Source organism: Desulfonatronum parangueonense (assembly GCF_054656975.1).
The window spans coordinates 212,440-239,057 of sequence record NZ_BAAHXH010000003.1 but is presented as its reverse complement, the minus strand read 5'-3'; the positions used below and the strand labels follow the sequence as shown (position 1 = coordinate 239,057).

Annotated in this window: 22 protein-coding genes and 1 pseudogene; 9 read left to right on the top strand and 14 right to left on the bottom strand. The window is 56.2% G+C overall.

The window, feature by feature from the left end:
* Positions 1-123 precede the first annotated feature (123 nt).
* A pseudogene (locus ACYQ15_RS01645) lies at positions 124-348 on the top strand (hypothetical protein); the annotation flags it as partial.
* Here the strand turns inward: ACYQ15_RS01645 and ACYQ15_RS01640 are convergent.
* Together ACYQ15_RS01640 and ACYQ15_RS01635 are read right to left on the bottom strand one after the other, a co-directional pair.
* The gene (locus ACYQ15_RS01640) at positions 298-1,275 is read right to left on the bottom strand and encodes a tetratricopeptide repeat protein (protein ID WP_459935792.1); all 978 of its coding nucleotides are present in this window, start codon (positions 1,273-1,275) and stop codon (positions 298-300) included. The pseudogene ACYQ15_RS01645 and the gene ACYQ15_RS01640 sit on opposite strands and share 51 nt — an antisense overlap.
* 196 nt (positions 1,276-1,471) lie before the next feature.
* Positions 1,472-1,666, bottom strand: a complete 195-nt coding sequence (locus ACYQ15_RS01635; RefSeq protein ID WP_459935791.1) for a cupin domain-containing protein — start codon at positions 1,664-1,666, stop codon at positions 1,472-1,474.
* Positions 1,667-2,625: 959 nt separating this feature from the next.
* Between ACYQ15_RS01635 and ACYQ15_RS01630 the strand changes: the two genes are divergently transcribed.
* The 3 genes from ACYQ15_RS01630 to ACYQ15_RS01620 all read left to right on the top strand — a co-directional run bounded on the left by ACYQ15_RS01630 (position 2,626) and on the right by ACYQ15_RS01620 (position 8,288).
* A complete protein-coding gene (locus tag ACYQ15_RS01630) occupies positions 2,626-3,453 on the top strand; it encodes a hypothetical protein (protein WP_459935790.1) in 828 nt (275 codons plus the stop codon).
* On the top strand, positions 3,390-5,903 hold the full coding sequence (locus tag ACYQ15_RS01625) for a PAS domain-containing sensor histidine kinase (RefSeq protein WP_459935789.1): 2,514 nt from the start codon (positions 3,390-3,392) through the stop codon (positions 5,901-5,903). The genes ACYQ15_RS01630 and ACYQ15_RS01625 overlap by 64 nt, the downstream gene beginning before the upstream one ends.
* 375 nt (positions 5,904-6,278) lie before the next feature.
* On the top strand, positions 6,279-8,288 hold the full coding sequence (locus tag ACYQ15_RS01620) for a hybrid sensor histidine kinase/response regulator (RefSeq protein ID WP_459935788.1): 2,010 nt from the start codon (positions 6,279-6,281) through the stop codon (positions 8,286-8,288).
* Between the two features lie 466 nt (positions 8,289-8,754).
* Here ACYQ15_RS01620 and ACYQ15_RS01615 read toward each other — a convergent pair whose 3' ends face one another.
* The 3 genes from ACYQ15_RS01615 to ACYQ15_RS01605 form a co-directional block, all read right to left on the bottom strand.
* The gene (locus tag ACYQ15_RS01615) at positions 8,755-9,726 is read right to left on the bottom strand and encodes a proline iminopeptidase-family hydrolase (RefSeq protein ID WP_459935787.1); all 972 of its coding nucleotides are present in this window, start codon (positions 9,724-9,726) and stop codon (positions 8,755-8,757) included.
* Positions 9,727-9,798: 72 nt separating this feature from the next.
* Entirely contained in the window at positions 9,799-10,155 is a 357-nt protein-coding gene (locus ACYQ15_RS01610; protein ID WP_459935786.1) for a helix-turn-helix domain-containing protein, read from the bottom strand.
* Positions 10,156-10,353: 198 nt separating this feature from the next.
* A complete protein-coding gene (locus ACYQ15_RS01605) occupies positions 10,354-12,375 on the bottom strand; it encodes a CocE/NonD family hydrolase (RefSeq protein ID WP_459935785.1) in 2,022 nt (673 codons plus the stop codon).
* A 111-nt stretch (positions 12,376-12,486) separates the two neighbouring features.
* Between ACYQ15_RS01605 and ACYQ15_RS01600 the strand changes: the two genes are divergently transcribed.
* From ACYQ15_RS01600 to ACYQ15_RS01580, 5 genes are all read left to right on the top strand, one after another.
* The gene (locus ACYQ15_RS01600; protein ID WP_459935784.1) at positions 12,487-13,047 is read left to right on the top strand and encodes a superoxide dismutase family protein; all 561 of its coding nucleotides are present in this window, start codon (positions 12,487-12,489) and stop codon (positions 13,045-13,047) included.
* A 248-nt stretch (positions 13,048-13,295) separates the two neighbouring features.
* Positions 13,296-15,494, top strand: a complete 2,199-nt coding sequence (locus ACYQ15_RS01595) for a malate synthase G (protein ID WP_459935783.1) — start codon at positions 13,296-13,298, stop codon at positions 15,492-15,494.
* Positions 15,495-15,507: 13 nt separating this feature from the next.
* Positions 15,508-16,731: a YcjF family protein gene (locus tag ACYQ15_RS01590; RefSeq protein WP_459935782.1), complete on the top strand. Its 1,224-nt coding sequence runs from the start codon at positions 15,508-15,510 to the stop codon at positions 16,729-16,731.
* Positions 16,728-18,275, top strand: a complete 1,548-nt coding sequence (locus ACYQ15_RS01585; protein WP_459935781.1) for a GTPase family protein — start codon at positions 16,728-16,730, stop codon at positions 18,273-18,275. The genes ACYQ15_RS01590 and ACYQ15_RS01585 overlap by 4 nt, the downstream gene beginning before the upstream one ends.
* Before the next feature lie 121 nt (positions 18,276-18,396).
* The gene (locus ACYQ15_RS01580) at positions 18,397-19,455 is read left to right on the top strand and encodes an IS110 family RNA-guided transposase (RefSeq protein ID WP_459935780.1); all 1,059 of its coding nucleotides are present in this window, start codon (positions 18,397-18,399) and stop codon (positions 19,453-19,455) included.
* A gap of 801 nt (positions 19,456-20,256) precedes the next feature.
* On the opposite strand, the gene ACYQ15_RS01575 is transcribed toward ACYQ15_RS01580, so the two are convergent.
* The 9 genes from ACYQ15_RS01575 to hslV all read right to left on the bottom strand — a co-directional run bounded on the left by ACYQ15_RS01575 (position 20,257) and on the right by hslV (position 26,512).
* Positions 20,257-20,577: a BrnA antitoxin family protein gene (locus tag ACYQ15_RS01575; RefSeq protein ID WP_459935779.1), complete on the bottom strand. Its 321-nt coding sequence runs from the start codon at positions 20,575-20,577 to the stop codon at positions 20,257-20,259.
* Positions 20,555-20,848 (bottom strand): BrnT family toxin, encoded by a 294-nt coding sequence (locus tag ACYQ15_RS01570; RefSeq protein WP_459935778.1) that lies wholly within the window; start codon positions 20,846-20,848, stop codon positions 20,555-20,557. The genes ACYQ15_RS01575 and ACYQ15_RS01570 overlap by 23 nt, the downstream gene beginning before the upstream one ends.
* Positions 20,849-21,381: 533 nt before the next feature.
* Entirely contained in the window at positions 21,382-21,726 is a 345-nt protein-coding gene (locus ACYQ15_RS01565) for a hypothetical protein (protein ID WP_459935777.1), read from the bottom strand.
* 13 nt (positions 21,727-21,739) lie between these two features.
* Positions 21,740-22,294 carry an HDIG domain-containing metalloprotein gene (locus tag ACYQ15_RS01560; protein WP_459935776.1) on the bottom strand — a complete coding sequence of 185 codons (555 nt, stop codon included), beginning with the start codon at positions 22,292-22,294 and terminating at the stop codon, positions 21,740-21,742.
* A 173-nt stretch (positions 22,295-22,467) separates the two neighbouring features.
* Complete coding sequence (gene argB / locus ACYQ15_RS01555; RefSeq protein WP_459935775.1) at positions 22,468-23,346, bottom strand: acetylglutamate kinase; 879 nt, start codon at positions 23,344-23,346, stop codon at positions 22,468-22,470.
* A gap of 56 nt (positions 23,347-23,402) precedes the next feature.
* A complete protein-coding gene (locus ACYQ15_RS01550; RefSeq protein WP_459935774.1) occupies positions 23,403-23,606 on the bottom strand; it encodes a PIN domain-containing protein in 204 nt (67 codons plus the stop codon).
* A 196-nt stretch (positions 23,607-23,802) separates the two neighbouring features.
* The gene (locus ACYQ15_RS01545) at positions 23,803-24,036 is read right to left on the bottom strand and encodes a type II toxin-antitoxin system Phd/YefM family antitoxin (RefSeq protein WP_459935773.1); all 234 of its coding nucleotides are present in this window, start codon (positions 24,034-24,036) and stop codon (positions 23,803-23,805) included.
* A 539-nt stretch (positions 24,037-24,575) separates the two neighbouring features.
* Positions 24,576-25,946, bottom strand: a complete 1,371-nt coding sequence (hslU, locus tag ACYQ15_RS01540; RefSeq protein WP_459935772.1) for an ATP-dependent protease ATPase subunit HslU — start codon at positions 25,944-25,946, stop codon at positions 24,576-24,578.
* Positions 25,943-26,512 (bottom strand): ATP-dependent protease subunit HslV, encoded by a 570-nt coding sequence (gene hslV, locus ACYQ15_RS01535; protein WP_459935771.1) that lies wholly within the window; start codon positions 26,510-26,512, stop codon positions 25,943-25,945. Before hslV ends, hslU begins: the two co-directional genes overlap by 4 nt.
* Between the last annotated feature and the right edge of the window lie 106 nt (positions 26,513-26,618).

The following is a 26,618-nucleotide window of genomic DNA, read 5'->3' as shown; positions in this document are numbered from 1 at the left end:
CTTCCCACAAACCGCATCCTGCGGCGAACCCTCAACGTGGAGAGGAGAAGCATCATGATGACCGACTCGTACGAACAATCCATGCGCGCACTGCAACTCTCAGGCTAGGGCGAGCGGACTCAGGAAGCCTACACCCGATCCGTGCAAAAATTGGTCAAATTCTTCGACAAAACTGCCGACCAGGTCTCCGAAACCGAACTGCAGGATTACTTTCTCCATCGGCGAAACGTCGAGACCACAAGGTCTTCATCCGCTATCACGTATTTGGGTCAGGTCTTGCTATTTGATGTACCGCGTTCAATTTTTAATGAATTTACGATATTGTTGTGTAAAATCATCAATAAATGATCTGTTCTGCATGGGATAATCTTTATAGTAGTCGACAGTTTGCCTATCCTCCGGTGACAAACAGCCACCTTCCGGCAACTCATCAACAGTGATGCGATTCACGATGGCCGGTTCATATTCGGGGTCGATTTCAAGGGCTTTGTCAAAGGCTTCAAGAGCCAACTCTTTTTGTCCCAAGAATCCATAGCATAAGCCAATATTCCCATGTGATTGCGGATGCCTCGGTAAAATCGCAAGGCTTTTGCGAAACCACTGGATCGCCTGTTCCCAAGATTTTTGCGTAAGAGAGGCCAAACCTCGCTCAAAGTATGTGTGCCCCTCTAAATAGCGGTCAAGTGAAACGCTATCTAATTTCATGACGATACTCTCAAAGTCGTCCAGTATTTCCCGAGCCTGACAGACACAAGCATCCTGTGGATCGCCAATGGCAATCACACCGCGAAAGGCCTCGACCATATTGCGGAAGTCAAGCTTTTTCTTATACGTCACCGCTTTGTTGAATTGAGCTTCGAGGAAGTAAGGAAAAATCCTCGTGGCTTGTTCGAAATGCTGAAGAGCACGATCCAGGTCTTCTTGTGTTGCCGCAAGTGTTCCGAGTCCATAGTGCACAAGGTGGCTTTGGGGATGGCTGAGCTGGAGGTGCTTCAAAATTTGTTCTGCCTGCTGATATTGCTGATGTTCAATGAGTTCAAGGGCACGATCAACAGTATCTTCAACCTCTTGATTGACTTCAATGATAAAATGACCAGGATCAGTCGATTGAAGTTTCTTCTGTTGGTATTGTTGAGCCTGAATGTAATACTGACAGTCTGCACACTCTTGATTTCTATGTGTGGCGCAACAGAGCGGACAGATTCTGGTGTTTTCTCGAACGAGACAGATACGCTTCCCTTGTGAGCCTTGACAGAGATTGCATTTCTTTTTCATGGCATTTTCAACCTTTTCGTTTTCGCGAGTTCTTTAATTTGCTCTCTGTAGATCCTCCCATCATGACGTATGATTTTGGAAGGAAGAGATGTTAAACGCTAGGACTGGCATCTTGCATGCCCACACAGGAAAGATGCCTCGCGGCAATCGCCTCTATCTGGAATGCGAATTGTACCAGACTTACGCTAATTCCAAATCAAACGTCGAAGATCCAAACGGGAATATGGTAGATACCGCCTTTTCCATATTGCCTTGTTGCCCCAGAGATGGTCAATTCGATCATGCCGGCCAGAACGAATCCGACTTGCGCCGCATGAGCATGTTCCGGCAGTTCGGCATCTTTTGCAAACTGCATAAATACCAGTTGATTGTCCTCCCCTGCGAGAAACACGCATCGAGCCTTCAACGGGTATGTCGACCTTTGGCAAATTCCTGATCTGTTCCGGAAATAAGTTCCTGCCTTGACCATCGATCTGTTCGCGGTTGTTCACGAACAGACCGCATCGCCACATGGAGGTGACAATACCGCCATACGAATTCATCATGGTTCCCTTGCTCGTATCAAGGTTGCGAAACTCCGGCAACTGAACGTCTCAAGCATCGAGCAAGGTAACTATTCAGTTCATCCGGAGGGTGGTCATTCACCAGCACTGGATTCCGGCTTTCGCCGGAATGACTTATCACGGCAAGCTGCATCTATACAGTCATACCGGCGAACGCCGGTATCCAGACCTTTTTCACGGATTTGCTGAATAGATACCGAGCAAGTACTGCAACATCCGTCCAATGAACAGGATTTTCGCAAGATAATCCTGGCCGGCCCTCGCGAAGCAATCCGAGATCATGAAAAAAAGTGGCCGGACTGTGGCGGCCAACGGTCTGGACATTGTCTCTTTTTTCACACTATTTCACTTTCAAATCGGCATTATCGGGAAGCTGTACACAAAAAAGATTATCCAAGAGTGCCACGAACCCTTCAATCTTTCGTAACTGCTCAATAAGGCAGGGCAACCAACCACCGCGGATCCGTGCTGCCTGGATACCGGCCTGCGCCGGTATGACGGAGTGGAGTACCTCGAAAGCGAGTTCTCTCGGTCGTCACCCCGGCGCAGGCCGGGGTCCAGGTGTTTTTTCTATGGTTCACTGCCCGGAGTTATTGAGTAGTTACAACCTCTCCCTGATTTATGTCCCTGGCCCTTGTTCTTGACCCACAATACAATCGTGCTACAAGTGTAGCCATGGGACAATGCCTGTTGAGCCCCCATTCATCTGCTGCAGTAATCAAACCGACAAGCAACAAGAGCCCGACCACATTGAAACAGCACATCAAGATCTTGTAAGGAGGAACGCTTGATCTTCCATTTCAAAGGAAGAACATTAGCCGCTCTTTTGCTCTTTCTGCTTTCCCTTCTTTCTCCGGCCTGGGCTGATTCGTCCCGGCCCAACCCGTCCACGCCTTCCGGAAATCCCAAGGTCCTGATCCTGGTCGGCCCGCACTACGGCCTGCCCTTGTCGGAGTCCATCATCCCGCCGCTAATGCGGACATTGACCGACGGCGGGATTAGCCTGAACGACATCTTCCTGGAATACCTGGACCTGTACCGTCATGACGATCCCGACTATCGCTCCACTGTCCTGGCCCTGCTCCGGCACAAGCTGACCGGCTCACGCAACGGCCTGATCATCGCCATCAATCAAAAGGCCGTTGATTTTGTGATCCAGGACGGTGCGGACCTCCTGCCGGAGGCGCCCATACTCGTCCCTATCATGTCAGGACAGCCCAATTTACCGATACTTTCCCGCCAGGTGATCACCTTGACTTCTCAACCGGACCCCCAGGAGACCCTGCGTCTCGCCCTGGCTCTTTTTCCCGACATCAGGCGGGCGGTGCTGATCGCGGGCAAAGACGACAAAGCGGCGCCTTTTCTGGATCCCCTCGCCGAGGCCATCAAGGCACTGCCGAATCAGGTCGAGGTCAAAACCACAAAACATCTGCCCTGCCATGAAATGCTGGAACTGGTCGCGAACCTCCTCAAGACGCCATTGCCTTTTTCGGCACCTACCATAAGGACGTCACGGGCCGTTCTTTCATACCGGCCGAAGTGGCGGGCTGGGTGGCTGAAAAGGCGGATGTTCCCGTATTCGCCTTTCGCGATGTGTATATCGCCCAAGGCCTGACTGGTGGCCCTGTGGTGGCCGCTTCCGAACTGGGCCTGCTGGCCGGGGATATCACCCTGAATTATCTTCAAGGCCGTCTCCAGTTGCCCCACCACGTGACCACGTTCGACGTTCCCAACCTTCCTCAGTTCGACTGGCAGGTATTGCGGCGCTGGGGCGCGAATGTCCGCAAGCTGCCCGAACACACGATTTTTCTGAACAGGCCCCCTTCCATGTGGGATGAACACAGGGCGGCTCTGATCCTGGGGACAGGAAGCAGCACCGCTCTGGTTCTGTTGGCGGCGGCATTGATGGTCGTCAACCGGCGGCAGAATGCCGCCCTGGGCCGGCTCAAGGAGACCGAGGAAAGCCTGCGGGACAGCGAGGAACACCATCGCCGACTGTTTGAAACCATGGCCCAGGGCGTGATTTACCAGGACACCGACGGGGCCATCATCTCGGCCAATCCGGCCGCGGAGCGGATCCTGGGTTTGACCGCGGACCAGATGCGCGGCAAGACCTCCATGGACCCGCGCTGGAAAATGATCACGCCCGATTACGACGATGTGCCCGGAACCGAACACCCGGCCATGATCGCGCTGCGCACCGGCGAAACAGTTGGACCGGTGGTTCGGGGCGTGTTTCGCCCGGAAAGGAATTCCTACACCTGGCTCTCCATCACGGCCATCCCCTTGTTCCAGCTGGGGAAAAGAGTCCCCTTTCAGGCGTATGCCACGTTTGAGGACATCACGGAGCGCAGGCAGGCGCAGGAGGAACTGCGAAAGAGCCTCGAACGGCTGCAGAAAGTCCTGGAAGTCGAGACCGTGGGCGTCATGTTCTGGGACCTGGCGAGGGGCGTCATGACGGATGCCAATGATACCTTTCTCACAATGACGGGCTACACACGCAAGGAGATGGAAGAGGGCGCCCTGACCTGGCGGAAGCTGACTCCGCCCGAGTTCCACGAGGTGAGTCTCGCGGAAGTCAGGAAATTACAGGAAACCGGACGCGTCGGGCCCTATGAGAAGGAATATCTGCACAAGGATGGGACACGGCAATGGATGGTCTTTGCCGGCAGCTCTCTTGACGAAAACACCTGCGTGGAATTCTGCGTGGACATTTCCGACCGCAAGAAGGCAGAAGCTTCCCTGCTCGAAACGAACAAACGCCTTGCCGCATTCCTGCAGGTCAGCCAGGCCGTTTCGTCATCGTTTGAACGACATGTGGTCATGCAGTCGCTGGTGAACAATGCGGTCCAGGCCATGAACCTGGCCAGCGGGGCTATTTATCTGCGGGAGGGTGATTTCATCCGGGTGACTGCCGCCACTCCCGCTCCGCCGATGGATCTCCCTGAACAGTTCCGCCGCTCATCGCTGCACGACCATCCCCATATTGCCCAGACCCTGAATACCGACAGCCCGGTGATCATCTCCGACTCAGCCATGACAAACCTCTCGCCGGAAGAACGGACTGTCGTTGAATTGCTGAACCTGCATTCGATCCTGTATCTGCCCATTCATCTCGGGAGCCAGGCTATCGGCGTGTTGATCCTCTCGGACACGAAACCGCGGACGTTCCACCCGGAAGAGGTCGCCCTGCTGCAAGGGTTTGCCGATCAGGCTTCCCAGGTCATGGACAACATCCGCCTGTTCGAGGAGGTCCAGAACCACGCGGTGCAATTGGAGCATGAGATCGGCCAGCGCAAGGAGGTGGAAGAAGTGCTTCGAATGCTCAATCAGGACCTTGAAGAACGCGTTCAGCAGCGCACGTTGGAACTGAAGGATGCCAACAAGCAGCTCGAGGCGTTCAGCTATTCCGTGTCCCACGACCTGCGCGCGCCGTTGCGGGGAGTGACCGGACTGGCCAGCATCCTGCTGAACAAGCATTCGGCCGCGCTTTCCGAGGACGGCAAAAAGCTGTGCGCCATGATCAATCATAGCGCCAGGACCATGGGCCTGCTGATCGACGATTTGCTGGCGTTTTCCCTGGCCGGGCGCAAGGCCCTGCATGTTTCCTCCATCGACATGACGGCCATGGTGCATGAGGTCATTGCGGAACTGGCGGAGACCGGGGACTGGGCCAGGGTGGATTTCCAGGTGGGGGACCTGCCGCCCGCCGTGGCCGACCCGAGCCTGATCCGCCAGGTCTGGGTGAATCTACTGGCCAATGCGGCCAAGTTCTCGTCCATGAGAGAACAACCCGCGGTCCGGATCAGCGCACAGCGGCAAGAGGACGGTGACGTGGTCTACCAGGTTCAGGACAACGGGGCAGGATTCGACATGCAGTTCGCCCACAAACTTTTCAATGTGTTCCAGCGCCTGCATTCCGCCAGGGATTTCGAGGGAACCGGCGTCGGGCTGGCCATCGTCCGCCAGATCGTGATCAGGCACGGGGGCCGGGTTTGGGGCCAGGGCGAACCGGGCAAGGGCGCGACATTTTGCTTCACGCTGGGCGACGGGCAGGATGAGTAACGTTTGTAACTGCTCAAAAACCTGCGGCAATCAACGGATAAATCCCGTGAGCGCCGCACCCCAGTGCGGCAGCGGTGTAACGCACTCAGGCAAAATTCCGGCTGGAGCATGGCCCCCGTAAACCTGGGCACGAAACTACGCATAGTCGGGAATCCTTGCACAGGAAACCTTGTCGCCCGATCTTTTTGAGCAGTTACTAATGTTTTTCACAACTACTCGTATCTTCTCAAAAACTTGCGGCAAGCATGATCTGGATTCCCGCCTTCGCGGGAATGACTGACATGAGGAACATTGAAAAAATGTCTTGCCTTCGAAAGCCTGAATCCAGTCCGTATTTATTGACGACCTGCTGGTTACAAATGACAAGGAGCAACCATGCTTGAGCAGACAAAGGTCTTGATCGTCGAGGACCTGCCCACGGATGCCGTATTGGCGGAGCATGAAGTCCGGGAAGTCCTGCCCGAATCCACCTTTCTGGTCGTGGAAACCGCCCCGGATTTCCTGGCGGCCCTGGAGTCATTTGAACCCGACGTCATCCTCTCCGACTACTCCATGCCCCAGTTCGACGGACTCACCGCGCTCAAGCTGGCCCTGGAGCACGTTCCGGACACGCCCTTCCTGATCATCACCGGCTCCATCAACGAGGAAACCGCGGTGAAGTGCATGAAGGCCGGAGCCTGGGATTACATTCTCAAGGAGCGGATCATGCGGCTGGGTCCGTCCGTACTGGCCGCTCTGGAACGGCGCAGGGAACGGCTGGCGAAACGCTCTGCCAGCGAGGCCCTGGAGCGAAGCGAACAACTCTTCCGGAACCTTTTCGAGCAACATGCCGCGGTCAAGCTGCTGGTGGATCCGGACAGCTCGGCCATCGTGGACGCCAATCAGGCCGCGGTGGACTATTACGGATGGTCCAGGGAGCAGCTCAAGGCGATGCATGTGCCCGACATCAACACCCTGCCCCCGGACCTGATCAAATCCAAGATGCGGGAGGCTGCCAACGCCAAGTGCATCCGGTTCGAGGCCCAGCACAGGCTTGCGGACGGTGCTCTTCGCGATGTGGAAATATTCAGCAGCCCAGTCCAAACCGGCGAGAAAACCCTTTTGCACTCCATTGTCCACGACATCACCAGTCGCAAGGAGGCCGAGCGGGCCCTGGTCGCGGCCAAGGAACAGGCCGAGGCGGCCAACATCGCCAAGTCCGAATTCCTGGCGAACATGAGCCATGAACTGCGTACACCGTTCAACGGGATCATGGGCATGATGCAGCTCTTGCAGACCACTTCCCTGAACGAGGAACAGCAGGAATTCGTCACCGCGGCCCACGAGTCGTCCAAACGGTTCACCCGTCTGCTCTCGGACATCCTGGACATTTCCAGCATCGAAGCGGGCAAAATGACCCTCGTCAAATCGGAGTTCGATCCCGTACAGGCCTTGGAATCCATCATGGACCTGTTCGCCCTCCACGCCCGGGAAAAGGACATTGCCCTGGACATTTCCGCTGACCCGGGCATGCCGCGAAACATTCTGGGCGACACGACGCGGGTCAAGCAGATCCTGTTCAACCTGACCGGCAATGCCCTGAAGTTCACGAAAAAAGGTTCGGTCCAGATCAGGCTGCTCCCCCTTTCCGCGGCCAAGGGAGGCGATCTGCGGATCATGTTCTCCATTACGGACACCGGCATCGGCATCCCGGACGACAAGCTGCGCAACCTGTTCAAACCCTTTGTCCAGGTGGACGGCTCCTATACCCGGCCCTACCAGGGGGCCGGTCTGGGGCTCTCCATCGTCAAGCGGCTCATGGAACTGATGAACGGCAACGGCTGCGTGGAAAGCGTCGTCGGCCAGGGAACCACCGTCCACGTGGTCCTGCCCTTCAATCTTCCGCCAGGGACCGTCAAGAAAATGGTCCATGCCGTGCCCGGCGTGACCAGAACACACCTGAACATCCTTCTTGCCGAGGATGACTCCCTGAACCAGATGTTCATGATCCGCGTGCTGAAAAAGCTCGGACACGCAGTAACCCTGGCCAACAATGGCCGGGAAGCCGTGGATCTGTTCCAGACACGAGACTTCGACTGCATCCTGATGGACATCCAGATGCCGGTGATGACCGGGGTGGAAGCAACGCGTCGCATTCGCGACATGGAAAGCGGAAGCCGGAAGCAGGAACCAGCAGATCAGACTCCTGACCTTCAGGTCTCAGGTTGCATCCCTCCGCCCTCCAAAACTCCTCCGCCCTCTCCTCATATCCCCATCATCGCCGTAACCGCCCATACCCAGTCCGGCGACCGGGAAACATTCCTGGCCGCGGGCATGGACGACTACCTGGGCAAACCGGTGAGTATCGAGGAACTGGAAAAGGTGCTGCGCAGGATTCATACATGAACGAGTCGATTTCGCATGACAGGTAGGCGGACAATTCTTTTCGCCTACAGCGACGGGGCCTTTTTTTGTAACTGCTCAAAATCTTGTGGCAATCAGTGGGTTGAATCCAGGGAGCGCCGCCCCCCAGTGCGGCAACGGGGTAACGCACCCAGGACAAAGTTTCGGCTGGAGCGTGGCCCCAGTAGCTGAATCGAAACTCCATCCCGGAAACACCCCTTGCACGGTAAACCTCATCGCCCGACCTTTTTGAGCAGATACCTTTTTTTCACTCGGAATCGGCGCGACGGGCCAAGGTGGCCGGTTACCAGGATGGCCTTTACCGACCATGCGGATGCAGGCAAACAAACTTGTGGCAAGCATGATTGTGCATTGCGGATAATGTGCTGTCCTACAACTGTTGAATCACGGTCATTCGCCATGCGTCTCTTCGCCCCGTTCCTCAAGGTCCGGCTGGACAGCGGCCGGTTCACACCCGTCCGCGCTCGACGTCGAGAATGAACTGTACAAGACCGCCAAAGTAGACCTCCTGATCATCGTACAGCGCCATATGACTTCCATTCGGACAGTGCAAGTAGCGTGACTTGGGGATCTGGCCGGCCATCCATGCCATGTGGTCCGGATCCATGGTGTCATGCCTGGATCCGATAACAAGTGTCGGCACCGCAACGCTCTGGAGGTCTGAACTCCGGTCCCAGCTTGCCAACTTGCCGCTTGCGCCCAGTTCGCTCGGCCCCTGCATGGGGACATACACCTTTGGATTGAGGTGCCTGAACGCGCGGTTCACTGGATCAGGCCACTGGTCATGCGGCATGCGCAGGACGTGGTGAACGTAATGGTGCTGCATGAGCAGTTCCATGTAGCGGGGATTCTCGAAGTCGCCCAGCGCCTCCAAACTCTTGATTTCGGCCACCGCTGCTTGATCCATGGCCGGGATCAACACCTGCGCGGCGTACTCGTTATAGCCCGGCATGCTTGACATCATGTTGGAGATGATCAGCCCCTTCAGGTGATCCTGGTGCTTCAGCGCATATTCAAGAGCCAGGATACCGCCCCATGATTGCCCATACAGATAAAAATTCTCCTTGTGGAGTCCAAGGGCCTGACGGACTTGTTCGACCTCGTCCACGAAACGCTCGACATCCCAGAGTTCCGGGATGTCCGGCTGATCACTGTAGTACGATCCCAGTTGATCGTAATAATAGTACTCAATGCCGGCGGCAGGGAGATAGCTGTCAAAAGCTTCCAGATACTCATGTGTTCCGCCCGGCCCGCCATGCAGGAGGAGCAGTTTGACGTCCGGATTGTTCCCCACCCGCTTTGTCCAGACCCGAAATTTCCCGCCTGGCGTGTCCACAGGCACCAGTTTCACGCCTCCACTCAGCACATCGTCTCGACCTGTGTAGTCCAAGTATGCCGAAAAGGTCCCGATTCTGTTCATTGTCGATTCATCCTTATTCATGATGTCAGCCTCATGCGTTTGCTGTGGGAACCGATGGCCGGGTAAGTGTTTCTACAAAAAATTGCGGTAGTCAGAGACATTCAACGCCTGCGCCAGCTTCCGAGCCCGTTCCTTGCCTATAGACCGTTTGCCGTTCTCCATCTCGCTGATTTGATGTTGCGCAATCCCGGTCATCCGCGACAATTCCTTCTGGGTGAGATTTTCCCGATGACGGTACGTTCGCAGTGCTGTCTGGGCCTCTTTACCTTGGAACTCGGTAAAGACTTCTGCCATTGAATAGGTTCGCTCGTCGCCGGACTCAATAATCCTGGCGTATTCTCGTATCTTTTCTACATGTTCGCGATGGACCCGCAAACGCAACGTGACCATTTCAGCATCAGTACGGGGCTTTTTCGTGGCTGCCTGCATAGTTTACCTCCACCAACCGGACATTGCCGGCATGCTCCTTGACATACTGTCCAAGACGTGAGTCAAGATATACCCGTAATGGGTATTTCGTCAATGGTTCGGTTTGCACCAGTCTGCCTACTTGCAGAGGGTGTAAGTGGCGAAACTACAGGAATGCGGATGAAGAAGCGACTGGAGGTAAGACAATGAGAAAACGGTTCACAGCAAATTGCGCGGGATGCGATGATTCCAGTTCTTGCTCATGATGCAACTGCCGTTTTCATAGGCGTCCAGTTCGGCATAAAGTCGAAAGTTCTCTACATCCGAGGTCATCACGGTGCGCGTAATGGTGCGGATATGCCAGTCGCCGCGCTTGAATGCCATTACGCTACGCACTTCGCCGCGTACTGAATCGAAATCGTCGGCCTGGGACGAATAGTACTCTCTTGTGTCTTCCTCCACTTCGAGGTCGATTTCCGCTATGTAAAACACCCCCTTGTTGTTGATCACTTCAAGCGTTGCGCGCTCGGCGCCCAGGTCGCGGGTTATCAGCCAATTTTGCCGGGCCGGAGTTCGTTGTTGAATGATCGGGGCTGGAGCACCCTCGGCGGGAAGAAAAGCCTTCATGCCGCGGTCCCCCGTACTGCGCACCCGCACGGGCAGGAGGACGCGGCTTACACCGGTTTGGACGGTCAGGCATGCCGGCCGTGGCGCGGGCCAGGCAACCGGCCAATAGGAGGTGGAAATAGAGATGCGCAAACGGTTTCCCGCGGGAAAGACCTGGGCCGTGTCATTGAGCTTGACGTTCACTTTATAGTTTTTTCCAGGGATCAATGGTTCGGGAAATTCATGACTCTCGCGGTGGCTCAGATTGAGAAGACCGTATGTTGTCCGGGTTGCCTTGCCGTCAGGGGCAACGTCGGAAAGACGCACTGCCACCATAGCCATGGGCTGGTCCACGGAAATACTCAGCTCAACTTCGACCTGCCCGAGTATTTCCAAATTTTCGCGCAATGGATCACTCTCAAAGACCATCGACCCGCTGTCGTCTTCGCGCTGATCCCAAGGCAGGTCCGGCGACTCGAGATACGAGCACCACTTGCCGCCCGCAAGCCCGACGGTGAGCGGCGAGCTGATGGTTCTCTCGGCCCTTGGCCAGTCCTCGATTCCCGGAACAAGGTGATTCCCTTGCAGCGTAAACGCTTGCATCTCGATATTCGGGCTCGGCCAGCTCGGTTCGCCGATCCAGCGCCCAGGTCGGTAGTCGTAGCTGGCCTTGGGAGGGACGCTGTCCTGCATGTAAACTCGCAGCATCGGCTCGTCCATGATGCCGGATTCCCTGCCCTTGAGCCATTTGTCCCACCAACGCAAGGATTCCTGCAAGAAACCGATGGCCGGACCCGGTTTGCCAAGATGCGGGTAAAGATGGCTCCAGGGGCCGATCAGGCCCTGACGCGGCACATCGAGATTCGCAAGCAGGCGCAGTACGGCATTGCTGTAACCGTCGGCCCACCCGGAAACGGCCATCACCGGAACACGTATCGCGGCATAATCCTCGCAGATGGAGCCGTGCTTCCAGTATGCGTCGCGCTGCTGATGGCGCATCCATCTATCGAGCCACAGACCGCTGTCGGCGAGTCGCTTCAGCCACATCTCGCGCCACTTCTCTCCTACAATCTGCGGATCAGGAGGAAGGGAATTCAAGGCATGCATCACCGCGGACCAGGAAAGATTGTCTCCAAGGAGACAGCCCCCCATGAAGTGGATGTCGTCGGCATAGCGATCATCCGTAGAGCAGACGGTAATGATCGCTTTGAGTTCCGGTGGGCGGCGGGCGGCAATCTGCAGACCGTTGAAGCCTCCCCAGGAAATGCCGATCATGCCGGCATTGCCGTTGCACCATGGTTGGGCGGCGGCCCATTTCAGAATCTGTTCGCCGTCAGACTGCTCGATCTCCAGGTACTCATCCGTGAGAACTCCTTCCGAATCGCCGCTGCCGCGAATGTCCACGCGCAGGCAGGCATAGCCGTGGCCCGCGTAGTAATGATGGATTTGCGCATCCCGCAAACGGCTCAGATCCCGCTTGCGATACGGAATGTATTCCAGGATGAGCGGTACGGGATTGATTTCGGCATCTTCCGGCAGCCAGAGGCGGGCGGCCAAACGCACGCCGTCAGCCATGGGGATGAAGATGTTTTCATGGACAGTGACTTTACTTGGAAACCTCTCGATAATTCTCATAAGACATCCTCGGAATTCTGCGGAACTTGCTGGGTGGTTGCGTTTTGACAACAAATGATCCCGTTCCTATGTATTTTTGGTATTCCAAAAATTCAACCGGAGGGAAATGGCATGTACAAATTCATTGGAAAATCTTTTCTGTCGATCCTGTTCCTGTTTCTGGCAGTTGGCGCTGCCAAAGCTGAAAACCCGACCGCCTTCGCCGAGTTGTTCTGTACCGAAGGCAAGTCTCTGGGCAAGGCGCATTTCGAGCAGGGGCCGAACGGGGTCCTGATCCGGCTTGAACTTGAAGGAGTGGCCGAATCTGCCGGATTCCATGCGATCCATATCCATCAACATGGGGATTGCTCGGATCATGAAGAGGGTTTCGAGGCTGCCGGACAACACCTGAACCCCGAGGACAAAAAGCACGGACTGATGCATCCCGATGGCCCGGATGCCGGGGATCTCCCCAATATTTACGTGCATGAAGACGGCAGCGTTCGAGCTGAACTGTTCACCAATTACGCCTCCCTGGACGGATCAGTGGGCGCACGCATGCTTGACGAATCAGGCGCCGCCATCGTCATCCATGCCAACCCGGACGATCATTACACCCAACCCACCGGAAATTCCGGCCCGCGAATCGCCTGTGGTACGATCTACGCCACATCGGATATTGAGCAGGAATAATCCAAGCGCCTCCTCGCCCGCCTATCAACCCGCTGCCCGCAAGGGCGGCGGGACTTCCATCTCCATCCCCCCATCCCTCCAGTCACCGTCAATTCGCATCATCGCAATTCAAATCAATCCAAATCGCAATCGCAATCGAAATCGAACAAATCATCCACATTAAGAACAAATACCGCAAACCTTTACTTGATCGTATCGACAATCTATCCTGCTTTATATCCACATCACGCTACCGAGGAGGGATTATCATGGATCATGTCCACGTTGGGAACCTGCGCGTTGCGAAGACCCTCTACGATTTCATCGAGCAGGAGGCGGCTCCGGGTACGGGTATCGACCCGGAAAAATTCTGGAGCACCCTGGAATCGCTGGTGCATGAATTCGGACCTCGCAACGCGGAGTTGCTGGCCAGGCGCGATGCCCTGCAGACAGCCATCGATCAGTGGCATCAAGAAAATTCCGAACGGTCCTTCGACCTGACCAGCTACAAGCAGTTCCTGATATCCCTGGGTTATCTCGTACCATCGGGAGCAGAATTCTCCATTGCCACGGACAATGTGGACCCCGAAATCGCCGCCATTGCAGGCCCCCAGCTTGTGGTTCCCATCACCAACGCCCGCTATGCCGTCAATGCCGTGAACGCCCGCTGGGGCAGTCTGTATGACGCGCTCTACGGTACGGATGTCATAGACGACGCGGATGGTGCGGAAAAATCAGCCGAATACAATCCGGTTCGCGGCTCCAAGGTCATGGCCGAGGCCGCCGGGTTCCTGGACAAGGCTATCCCCTTGAAGGACGGCAGCCATGCAGAGGTGCGCCGCTATTCGATTTCAACGGACCAGAACCAGCAGCACCGATTGATCGCGCTTCTGGACAATGAAACCGAGACCGGCCTCGCCCAGCCGGAGAAATTCGTCGGTTACACCGGCTCCCTCAAGGCCGACGGCAAGCCCGAGGCACTGCTCTTCCGCAACCACGGGCTGCACCTGGAAATCCGCATCGATCATGAGCATCAGATCGGTCGCGAACACAAGGCCGGCGTCTGCGACGTGATCATGGAGGCCGCCCTGACCACCATTCTGGACCTGGAGGATTCCGTGGCCGTGGTGGACGCCGAAGACAAGACTCTGGCCTACCGCAACCTGCTCGGGCTGCTCAAGGGCGACCTGCGGGCCGGATTTTCCAAGGGCGGACAATTCATTGACCGCCGGATGAACGAGGACCGGCACTATACCCAAGTGAACGGCAACCGGCTTGATCTGCCCGGCCGCAGCCTGATGCTGGTCCGCAACGTGGGAATGTTGATGAGCACGGACGCCGTGCTGGATGCCCAAGGCACGGAGATTCCCGAGGGAATTGTGGACGCCCTGGCCACCGCCTTTCTCTCCCTGCACGACCTGAAAGCGGAAGAGAACGCCATCCGCAACAGTCGCTCCGGCAGCATCTACATCGTCAAGCCCAAGATGCACGGACCGGACGAGGTGCGGTTCGCCTGCGACCTGTTCGCAAAGATCGAGGACGCCCTGGGACTGGACCGGAACACCATCAAGATCGGCATCATGGACGAAGAGCGCCGGACCACTCTGAACCTGAAGGAATGCATCCGGGTCGCCCGGGAGCGGGTCATCTTCATCAACACCGGATTTTTGGACCGCACCGGAGACGAGATCCACACCAGCATGGAGGCCGGCCCCATGGTGCGCAAGAACGACATGCGCATCGAGCCCTGGATGCTGAACTACGAGGATTGGAACGTGGACGTGGGGCTGGCCGCCGGACTCAGCGGCAAGGCCCAGATCGGCAAGGGCATGTGGGCCAAGCCGGACAAGATGCGGGAAATGGTTGACACCAAGATCGCCCACCCCCGCTCCGGCGCCAATTGCGCCTGGGTCCCCTCCCCCACCGCCGCCACCTTGCATGCCATGCACTACCATCAGGTGGACGTTTTCGCCCGGCAGCGCGAACTGAAGGACAACCCCAGAGCGCGACTGGACGAACTCCTCCGCCTCCCTCTCCTCGGCGAAACTCGACCGACGCCGGCCCAGGTGGACGAGGAACTGGCCAACAATGCCCAGTCCATCCTGGGCTACGTGGTACGCTGGGTGAACCAGGGCGTGGGCTGCTCCAAGGTGCCGGACATCACGGACGTGGGTTTGATGGAAGACCGGGCCACCCTGCGCATCTCCAGCCAGCACATGGCCAACTGGCTGCGCCACGGCATCTGCACCCGTGAGCAGGTCCTGGCCACCCTGCGGCGCATGGCCGACGTGGTCGACGGCCAGAATGCCGGAGATCCCCTCTACCAGCCCATGGGGCCTGATCACGATCAAAGCATCGCCTTCCAGGCAGCCTGCGATCTGATCTTTCTGGGCCGCGAACAGCCCAACGGCTATACCGAACCCATCCTCCACGCCCGACGGCGGGAAGTGAAAGCCGCTCAACGCTAAGGGCAGCTTTTCCATGATTCCCAATTTCCTATCCAGAATTCGCCGCAAATTTCAGGACCCCATGATTGACGACGGGGCATTGGACAATGCGGCACTGGATGACGCCCTCAAAAAGGCCAAGGAGGCCCATCCGCCTCCCGTGGTCTGGCTCCTGGGCAAGACCCAGTCCGGCAAGACCTCCATTATTCGCTCCCTGACCGGCAGTCCGGATGCCGAGATCGGCAACGGCTTCCAAAGCTGCACCCGGACATCGCGCTTCTACGATCATCCCGCGGAAGCCCCGGTGGTTCGTTTCCTGGATACCCAGGGGCTGGGCGAAGTGCGTTATGATCCTTCCGAGGACATAGCCTACGCCGAATCCCAGTCCCATCTGGTCATCGCGGTGATCAAGGTTTCGGACAGTCTGCAGGATGCCGTCTTCGACGTGTTGCGGGCCGTGCGCAAGCGCCATCCGGAGTGGCCCGTGATCGTGGCCCAGACCTGCCTGCACGAACTGTATCCTCCCGACTTCCAGCACGTGATGCCCTATCCCTTCAGCAAGGAAGGCTGGGAAGGGCTTGTTCCGCCGGACCTTGCACGGGCCTTGCACTTTCAACGCCGGGAACTCGGGGGACTTGCCGGCAACGGGGCCGTGTTCTGGATCCCGGTGGACCTGACATTGCCCGAAGACGATATAGAACCCGTGGATTACGGTTTGAACGCCTTGTGGGCGACCATTGAGCGCGCTTCCACCATGGGTCTCGAACATCGACTCCGGGGCGACGTGGACCAGGGCGACGCCTTTGCCCGAGCCGCGCATCAGCAGATCGTCGGATATGCCATGGCATCGGCGACCTTCGGCGCCCTCCCCGTGGTGGACCTGGCCCTGGTGCCGGCCCTGCAGATGAAAATGCTGCACAAATTGGGAACGCTTTCAAATGTCCACTGGGATAAACGACGCATCGCGGAGTTCTTGGGCTTGCTGGGAGCGGGCTTTCTGGCCGGACATGGCTTGCGCATGGCCGGGCGGACAATGATCAAGGTCATCCCCGTGATCGGACAGACAGGAGGCGCTGCCTACGGAGCTGCGGCCAGCGCCGGGGTCACCTATGCCCTGGGCAAGGCCGGCTGCGCCTATCTGCAGCGCATATCCAAGGGCCTGCCCGTGGACGCGGATACCGTGCGCACGGTGTTCAAGGACTCTTTGCAAAGCGGCAAAGATCTCGCAAAGTCTTTTTTGAAAAAGGACAAGAAATGATCGACAAGAAAGCCCTGTTCCGCGAATTCGGGTATCTGCGGCTTCTTTCCGTCATCTTTTCCGCATTGCCCCTGCTCGCCCTGCCGCTGTTCGGCATCATCTGGCTCTGGCAGGCGGACTATCGATTGTTCTGGTTGATGGCGTTGGCGCTGTGCGCCATGACGGGTTACGCGCTGCACATGATGCTCTCGCGCCAAGAACAAAAGCAACCCCCGCGGCCTGCCACCCAGGCCAATGCGCTTTGGGCCCCGTCCGCGGAAGCCTGCTGGGCAGAGGTGGAGCGGCTGGCCGAGCAGACATCTCCTCGCGAGTGGCCGGTGAACGATGTCCAGAAACTGGCCCTGCTTGGCAAAAAGACCCTGGAACTCGTATCCCGCCACTTCCATCCCAAAGCCAGAGATCCAATTCTGGAACTGACCGTTCCGCACACCCTGCTGATCATCGAACGAGCCAGTCGCGACCTGCGTACGGAAATCGTCCAGACCATCCCTTTCAGCCACAAGATGACCATGGCCCTTCTGGTCCGGGCCAATCGCTGGCGGGAGACGGCCATGCAGTATGAAAAGCTGTACCGGCTCGGACGCGGCATCATGGCGCCCTATTCCGCTTTGTTCCACGAGGTGCGCCGCAACCTGGGAAACAGCATTGCCGGTTACGGCATGGACAACATCAAAGCCTGGCTGTTGCGGGAGTACGTGCGCAAGGTAGGTTACTACGCCATTGAACTGTACAGCGGGCACCTTCTGCTGGATACGGATGATCCCACCAGCCGACGTACTTCCGCTACGATCAGGGACATGGAATACGCGGATGCCGATCAGCCCGAACCATCCGTCTCGACTGAACCATTACGCATCCTGGTTCTGGGCAAAGCCAACGCCGGCAAGTCCAGCCTGATCAACGCCCTGTTCGGCAAACTGACCGCTGCCGCGGACGCTCTGCCGCACTCCACGCAGGCAATCAGAGCCTACCGCCTGCAGCGGGAAGGACATGACGAGGCGCTGATATTCGACGCACCGGGGATCGACACGGACAGGTTTGAAGAAAAAGCCTTGCAACAGGCCGTGCTTGACGCGGATCTCATCCTGTGGGTCACCCCGGCCAACCGGGCTGACCGACAGTTGGAACGCGAAAGCCTGGACAGGATTCGTTCCTGGTACAGCCGACGCGTCTCCCGGCGCATCCCGCCCCTGGTGGCCGTGGTCACCCATATCGACAGGCTCCGCCCTCCCCAGGAATGGCAGCCGCCCTACGACCTGACCCATCCGAACGGAAAGAAGGCCGAGAACATCGCCGCGGCCGTGACGGCCATCTCCAAAGATCTGGCAGTCCCCCTGGACCTGACCATCCCGGTCTGCCTGGCCCCGGATCGGCTCTATAACGTGGAGGACACCTTGGCCGCCGTGATCCTGGAACTCCAGGACGAAAGCGAAAAGGCGAAATTTTTGAGGTGCCTGGAAGTGCGGAAGAAAGAAGAAATGTGGAGCAATATCAAGGAACAGTTGAAGTCTACGGGTCGGATTCTTGGCAAGATCATCAGGTAGGAATTGAACCGCCAGTTTTGCCTAAGGTAGGATGAGAAGGCTGGCCCTCCTAACGAGCTATGAGTAAAATCATGCTCAAAGTTCAACGCAGTCTTTGCTGCAAACATGAGGAGAACCAGCCATGAAAACACTATTCAACTTTACACTCGGTGTCGACCTTGGCGACAAGCAAAGCGCTGTTTGCATTATTGATCCAGCCGGCAACATTCAGCAAAAATTGAAAGTGACCACTACAATGACAGCCTTCAAGAAATTTTTCTCACCCTTTGCTGGAAATTTGGTTGCTATTGAAAACGGTACCCACTCTCCCTGGGTCAGTCATTTACTGGAAAAACTAGGATGTCGGGTTCTTGTGGGCAACGCTCGCAAACTTCCTTCCATCTGGCGTAGTCCGGTCAAGACTGATTTCCGCGATGCCGAGACCTTGGGCAGGATAGCGAGATTTGATCCAAATCTGTTGTACCCTATCTATCATCGTAACGAAGGAGCCCAGGCGGATCTTGCAATCATCAAGGCCAGAGACATGCTGGTTCAAACCAGGTCCGGATTGATCAACTATGTTCGCGGCGCGGTGAAATCGATGGGAGCACGCATCCCGGATTCCAGCGCTGAAGCTATGGCCAAACGTGCCAAAGAACACATGCCGGAAATTCTGAAGCCAGCATTGTTGCCGCTGCTTTCGCAAATTGAGCAATTGAACAAGGCGATCAGGGAGTATGATCGTCAGATAGAGAATCTGAGCAAGGAGAAATACAAAGAGACGGAAGTATTGCGACAGGTAGTCGGAGTTGGTCCCATAACTGCACTGGCGTTTGTCCTGACCCTGGAAGATCCCACCCGTTTTCAAAAGAGCCGTGAAGTCGGTCCGGCCTTGGGTATGGTTCCTCGCAAGGATCAATCCGGAGAAATGGACAAACAGCTTCGGATCACCAAATGTGGTAACATCTACTTGCGTCAGTTGCTGGTCAATTGTGCGCATTATATCCTCGGCCCTTTTGGACCTGACTGCGAATTAAAGCGATTTGGAAACAGAATATCTCAACATGGTGGTAAGATGGCCAAAAAGCGTGCAGTCGTCGCCGTGGCACGTAAATTAGCCGTGTTGTTGCATAGGCTCTGGGTTACAGGAGAGGCTTACGATCCTTTCTATAACCAGCCAAAAGCCAAAAAAGCAGCCTAAAGTGCAGCCGCACCATATAAAATCAATAATCGCTCCCAAAACATTGAATTTGTCCAACATAATTACATGAACCAATCACGGTAAAGAAACATGTCGTCAAGTCAATCTGTTATCACACCTTCATCAATGCCCATAATTGAAAAGTCCCATCCGGAAGACTGCGATTGGCGTCCAGGTCAAGTCGCTTGCCGGCGACAACAAAAGACCGTGCTTAAGGTGGCAGCTTCCAACATGAGGATCCCACAGTGCACCGGGCCTAATGGCAAAGGCCCACTAAGAGTGCGAATGGAAGCATGACTTAATGGGACTGCTCACCAAGGGCTCGCAGGCATAAAAAGGTGGTCCGCCACGGCGGACGTTGACTAGCCTTCTCATGGAAGACGCCAAAAGACGCCAAGCGGCATGGCTCAAACCCAACATCATGTCACCAAGTATCAAGTAGAGGGCACCGTACCAACGGAAATCTGAATGAGTTGTTGTCATTTAAACGTTGGATTATATGACAATAACCGATAACAGCCGGGGATTCGTACTACTCAGCTTGAGAGAAAGGAATAAGGGTAGCTTTCAAAAATTGTTGCGAGCATGACCTGGATTCCCGCCTTCGCGGGAATGACTTTGTTTTTTATGCCGTCTTCGAGTCAGTCATACCCGCGAAGGCGGGTATCCAGCACACTTTTATTCGGATGAGCTGAGTAGTTACGGGGATTCTACCTTGGCCTCGGACGAATAAACGCCCCGGCGCTGGATCTTGGGGGAAGCAGCACGAAGCAAGTCGGACAAGGAAGGGGGCAACTCCGGTCACGCCTTGTGGTTGTTGTGCAGCGAACGGAGCATGGCTTCGCGCAGGATCGCATTCATACGGGTCTGGTAGCCTTTGCCCTGGCTTTTTAGCCACGCCATCACATCCGAATCCAAGCGCACAGTGGTAGATGTCTTAGTGGGCTTGTAGAACGGATTACGCACGGCGTTCTTCCAGAAAGCATCATCCAGCGGCGGAATGTCGCTGCAATCAATTTCGTTGTCCGGCATTTCGGACAAGACCCTGAGTTCGGCCTTCTGTTCATCGGCCAGAGGCGGCAGATTGCACAGATCAACCTCATAGCGAACAGTTTTGCTCATAGCGTTTCCTCTCTTTCGGTTCGGCGCGACGTGCCGAGATGATGCGGATCACCTCGTTACCTTCCTCGTCATCCCGGACAGTATGGGCCACCAGTAGCAACAAATAGCCTTCCACGATGCCCAATGTTTGCCAACGGTAATCCCCGTTCTCAAAACGGTCTTGCTCGACCATTGCGAATGGGTCGGCAAAAACGCGCGTGGCAGTTTCGAAGCTCACACGGTGTTTTTTACGATTGCTCTCCGCCTTTGCCGGGTCCCATTCAAATCTCATTTTCATTTCATCTACTCTGCCCAAGACGTTACTACATTTTTGCTACAACATAAAGGCCCTCACGCAGATACCTGTGGAAGCACGAGCCGGCTTCAGCAAATACCACTTGATACCCGGCAAAATGAATGTTGGGTTTGGGCCTGGCGAACCTGGCGTCTTGAGGGAAGCGGGCGGTTCAAATATTTTCAGCTTGGGTTGCGGGCAAGACCCGCGTTGGCGATTTCCTGTCACAAAAAACAAGATTTTTTGTAACTTCTCAAGCGCATACGGCATGATATTCTCCAGCACTGGATTCCGGCTTTCGCCGGAATGACGTATCTGGGCAAGTCTTTCCTACGCCAGTCATACCGGCGAAGGCCGGCGCTATCGCTATCCAGGTCTTTTTCTGGCTCTGCTGAGTAGTTACGAATTTTTATCTGTTATTGGTCATCAGTTATCTGTTTTTTCTGATAACCTGATGACAGACACTGATAATTGGGTTGCTGGCAAAGCCCGCTTTAGGTTCATAACCTCACGAAAAGCTTTGCCTTCGCTTATACCTTTCTTATCGCTTCGGCCACGCTTTGAAACGCTTCCCAGGCCATCATGGCCTGGTCCCGGTGTGTGAAGTGGAAGCGGATGCGCTCGGTCCCGGTTCTGGCCATCGCTTCATCCAGGGTCAGTTCAATCCAGAACCCCCACTCGCCTCCGGTCCCTAGAAGGCCCAGGCGCTCCGGCGTCAGGTCGCCCACCTGCAAATCAGCGGCGCTTTCGCATTCAATATTGCCGTAGAAACGATGGTCGTTGCCCACGAAATGTACCGTCCGTCCGCGCACATACACGTCCTCCAGGCTGTGAAACGCCAGACGCATGGTGCAGTTGTCGATATTTTCCGTCACCTGGGCTCCTCGGTCATTTCAGGTTGACCTGATCCGCGATGACGGTAATGGAGGCCACGGCGTCGTTCAGGAAATCGTCCAGCCCCACTCCGCACTGTTCACACTCCCGGATGATTTCGCGGTTCACGGCCGCGGCAAAGGCCTTGTCCTTCATTTTTTTCTTCAGACTCTTTGCGCCCAGCCCTTCCAGTTTCGTCGGCCGCACCAGGGCCGCTGCGGAAACCAGACCGGTGACCGTTTCAGCGCAACGCAGGGCGTAGTCAAACTGTGCGGCGGGCATTACGCCGTTGCGTTCCCCGTTGTGCGCACGGATGGCCTGCAAGGCCTCTTCGGGCAAGGCATCCGCCAACCACGCCGCAGCGCGCAAGGCATGCTCCTCGGGGATGTCTTTGGTCTCATGGAAATCCAGGTCATGGAGCAGACCGGTCAGCCCCCAGACCTCCTCATCCTGTTCCAGCCGCCTGGCAAGCCCCCGCATCACCGCCTCGGTCTCCAGGGCGTGATGCATCATGTGCTGTTCCTGTCCCTTGCTGGAAAGCAGTTCCCAGGCTTCTTCACGAGTCAGCATGTCTTTTCCCTTATAATTAAAGCCCATACCGTGTATTGGCATTTTCCAGCACTGGATTCCGGCTTCCGCCGGAATGACGTATTATAACCATGTCGTTGCAAATTAGTCATACCGGCGAAGGCCGGTATCCAGTCTCAATTTTCCTCAGATGAGCTGAGCAATAATTTAACAATTTAAAATATAATCTCCGTGCCGATCCCGCCCTTGGTGAACATTTCCAGGAGAATGGAATTTTCCAGGCGGCCGTCGATGATGTGCGCCTTTTCCACGCCGGCTTCCACGGCTTCCAGGCAGCATTTCACCTTGGGAATCATGCCGCCGCGCAGAACGCCCTTTTCCAAGGCGGTCACTGCCTTGTGCCGGTTCATGGAGGAGATCAGCTTGCCCTCCGCATCCAGCACGCCGGCCACATCCGTGAGCAGGATCAGCCGTTTCGCTTCCAGGGCTCCGGCCACGGCTCCAGCCACGGCGTCGGCGTTGATGTTGTAGGTTTCGCCGTCGTCGTCCACCCCCACCGGGGCGATGACCGGGATGAAACCTTCCTTTTCCAGGGTCCTGATCAACCCGGTGCGAATGTCCGTGACCTCGCCGACCTTGCCCAGGTCGATGATCTCGGGAGGCATGTCCTTGTGCGGGATAACCATTTCCATCTTCTGGGCATTGATGATCCGCCCGTCCTTGCCGGACAGCCCCACGGCCTTGCCGCCGTGCTGGTTGAGCAGGTTGACGATCTCCTTGTTCACCTTGCCCACGAGCACCATCTCCACCACGTCCATGGTGGCCTGATCCGTGACGCGCAGGCCTTCCCGGAACTGGCAGCAGATACCGAGCTGATCCAGCATCTTGCCGATCTGCGGCCCGCCGCCGTGCACGATAACCGGATTGACGCCGATATACCGCAGCAAAACGATGTTCAGGGCAAACGCCCGCTTGAGCTGCTCATCCTTCATGGCATGCCCGCCGTACTTGATGACCACGGTCTGCCCGTAAAAATCCCGAATATAGGGCAGTGCCTCAAGCAGCGTCTTGGCCTTGGCGACTTCGTGTTCCATATGGTGTGCTCGTGGAATTGGTAATTGGTTGAAGAGAGTTTTGCATGTCTTAAGATTTACAGATTCGCGTTATGGCGCAGAAATCCTTTTTGAGGCCATTCCAGCAGCCTTGCATCAGCAGTAATCAAGATGTACGAAAAAAATAGCGCAGTTGCAGCAATAAAACGATCAGCTGGATCCTTATGTAAATTCTGCAATTCAACAGCTAATATGCTCAATTCGCCATTCAAAGGCAGCTCACGTAGACCTGATCCAAGCATTCCATCCGCCAATCGGATAGGGGAACTGGAAGCTCAACGCGTCCATGTCTGGAAAGCATTGCACATTCCCAAAAAGTCACAGAACTGACAAAAGCACTCTTTTGCTTCCAGGAAGATAAAATCAAGCTTCTTGTTGATTCACCAAGCTTTGGATCATCAGTGTCCATCCAAAGAAGAACGTGTGTATCCAGGAGAATCAATCAAGTACCTCCCATTCCTGATCATCAAGCGGAGTTATGATATCACCAAGGATTTTAGTCTTCCCCTTATGCAATCCAAAGGGATTAACTGAGGCTCCAGATTGAACAGGCCGCAGTTCGACTGCTGGTTTTCCATGTTCCATAATCAATAAGGTTTCACCAGTTGCAACAACTTGCTCTACAAGCGAATGACAATTTGCTTGCAGATCCGCGACTGTGATCTGTTGCATGGAACCCTCCGCGGTTTATCCTTTTTGTGACTGCTCAGCTCATACTCCATGGTTCACTTGCCGGCGCTGAATTCCGGCTTTCGGCGCAATGACATAACGTACCACGTCCGATCCAAGCTCAGTCATACCGGCAAAGGCGGTATCCAGTCAGATTATCCCGGATGAGCTGAGTAGTTACTTTTTTGGTAACTACTCATCGATACTAATGCTGTTGCCGGGTTTGGCTCGGAATCGGGGTCGGTATCGGTATCGGGATCGGTATCGAAGCGAACCCATGTGGAAGGGCATTCGGTTTTTTTTCGATACCAATTCCGACCCCGACCCCGATTCCGATTACCGGAGAAAGAACGTGTGCTGAATAGTAACCTTTTTTGGTAACTATTCAGTTCATCCGGAGGATGGTCATTCACCTGCACTGGATTCCGGCTTTCGCCGGAATGACTTATCGTGGCAAGCTGCATCTATACAGTCATACCGGCGAACGCCGGCGCTATCGCTATCCAGATCTTTTTCGCGGTTTTGCTGAATAGATACCGTTTTTACAGAATATACCGCGACAGATCCCGGCGCTGTTGGATGTCCTGGAGCTTGTCGCGAACATAGGCTCCATCGACGCGGACATGATCGCCGGAGCGTTCCGAGGCCTCAAAGGAGAGATCGGAGAGGATTTTTTCCAGGATCGTGTACAACCGGCGGGCGCCGATGTTTTCCGTATCCTCGTTGATGGTCTGAGCGAAACCAGCGACTTCTTCCAGGCAGTCGTCCGTGAATTCCACGGTCACGCCTTCCGTGCCGAGCAAGGCCATGTACTGCTTGGTCAGGGCGTTTTCCGGTTCGGTCAGGATGCGCAGGAAGTCTTCCTTGGTCAGGGCGGCCAGTTCCACGCGCAGCGGAAAGCGGCCCTGCAGCTCCGGAATCAGGTCCGAAGGCTTGGACATATGGAACGCGCCGGCCGCGATGAACAGGATATGATCCGTGCGGACCATGCCGTACTTGGTATTCACGGAGCTGCCCTCCACCACCGGCAGGAGATCGCGCTGCACGCCTTCCCGGGAAACATCCGCCTTGGACCCTTCCCTTGTGCTGCAGACCTTGTCGATCTCGTCCAGAAAGACGATGCCGCCCTGCTCGACCCGCTCCCGGGCCGCTTCCATGATCTTGTCCATGTCGATCAAGCGATCGCTTTCCTCCTGAATCAGCAGCTCGTAGGCGTCCTTGACCTTGACCCGGCGCTGCTTGCGGCGCTGGGGAAAGACCCGGCTGAACATGTCCCGAAACTGCATTTCCATGTCCTCGAGGCCCGGCATGGCCATGATCTCCACCTGGGGCGCGGAGGCCTTGACCTCCAGTTCCACCATCCGTTCGTCCAGCTTGCCGTCCCGCCACAACTTGCGCAGCTTTTCCCGGGTCGAATCATGGCCCGCGTCTTCCTCGGCTTCGGCCATGGCGCCCGTGGTGGCCGGAATGGTCGGCGACGTCGGCGGCTGTGTCTTTTTGGGAGGCAGCAGGAGATCCAGCAGTCGCTCCTCGGCCAGCTTCTCGGCCTTGACCCGGACCCGTGCGGTTTCTTCCTTGCGCAACATGGTCACGCCGATTTCCATCAGATCCCGGATCATGGACTCCACATCCCGGCCCACATAGCCGACTTCCGTATACTTGGTCGCTTCCACCTTGATGAACGGAGCATTGGCCAGCTTGGCCAGCCTACGGGCGATCTCGGTCTTGCCCACTCCGGTGGGGCCGATCATGATGATGTTCTTGGGGGCGATTTCATCCCGCAATTCCGGAGCCAGTTGCTGTCGTCGCCAGCGGTTGCGCAGGGCGATGGCCACCATGCGCTTGGCATCCTTTTGGCCGATAATGTAGCGGTCCAGCTCTGAAACGATTTCTCGGGGGGTCATGTGGCTCATGAGGGGATGGTCTCCTTGTTTGACGCGTCTTTACGCAAGGTCTCAAGGGTAATCTGGTCATTGGTGAATACGCAGATTTCCGCGGCAATGGCCATGGCTTTACGCACGATCTGCTCGCACTCCAACGTGGTGTTCCGGCTCAGAGCCCTGGCCGCGGACAGGGCAAAGCTGCCGCCGGAACCAATGGCCGTGACGCCGTCGTCCGGCTCGATCACGTCGCCGGTGCCGCTGAGCAGGAGAATGGTCGTGTCGTCGGCCACCAGAAGCATTGCTTCCAGGCGGCGCAGATACTTGTCCAGACGCCATTCCTTGGCCATTTCCACGCTTGCCCGGACCAGATTTCCGTTGAACTCCTCGAGCTTCGATTCGAACCGTTCAAAGAGAGTCATGGCATCAGCCGTTGCCCCGGCAAACCCCACAATCACCCGATCCTTGTAGATTTTTCGAACCTTGCGCGCCTTGTGCTTCAAGGCCACGCTCTGGCCCATGGTGACCTGACCGTCCCCGGCCATGGCCACGCCATGCGCATCGCGCACGGCCAGAATTGTCGTACCATGTAGTTGCATTCCGCTACTCCTGCATTCCTGACACCAATTATCGTTTGCAAGCCCGATCGGTTCCGGGCCTGCCCCAATAACACCAAGTAAAATCGAATCGGGATTTGTCCAACGG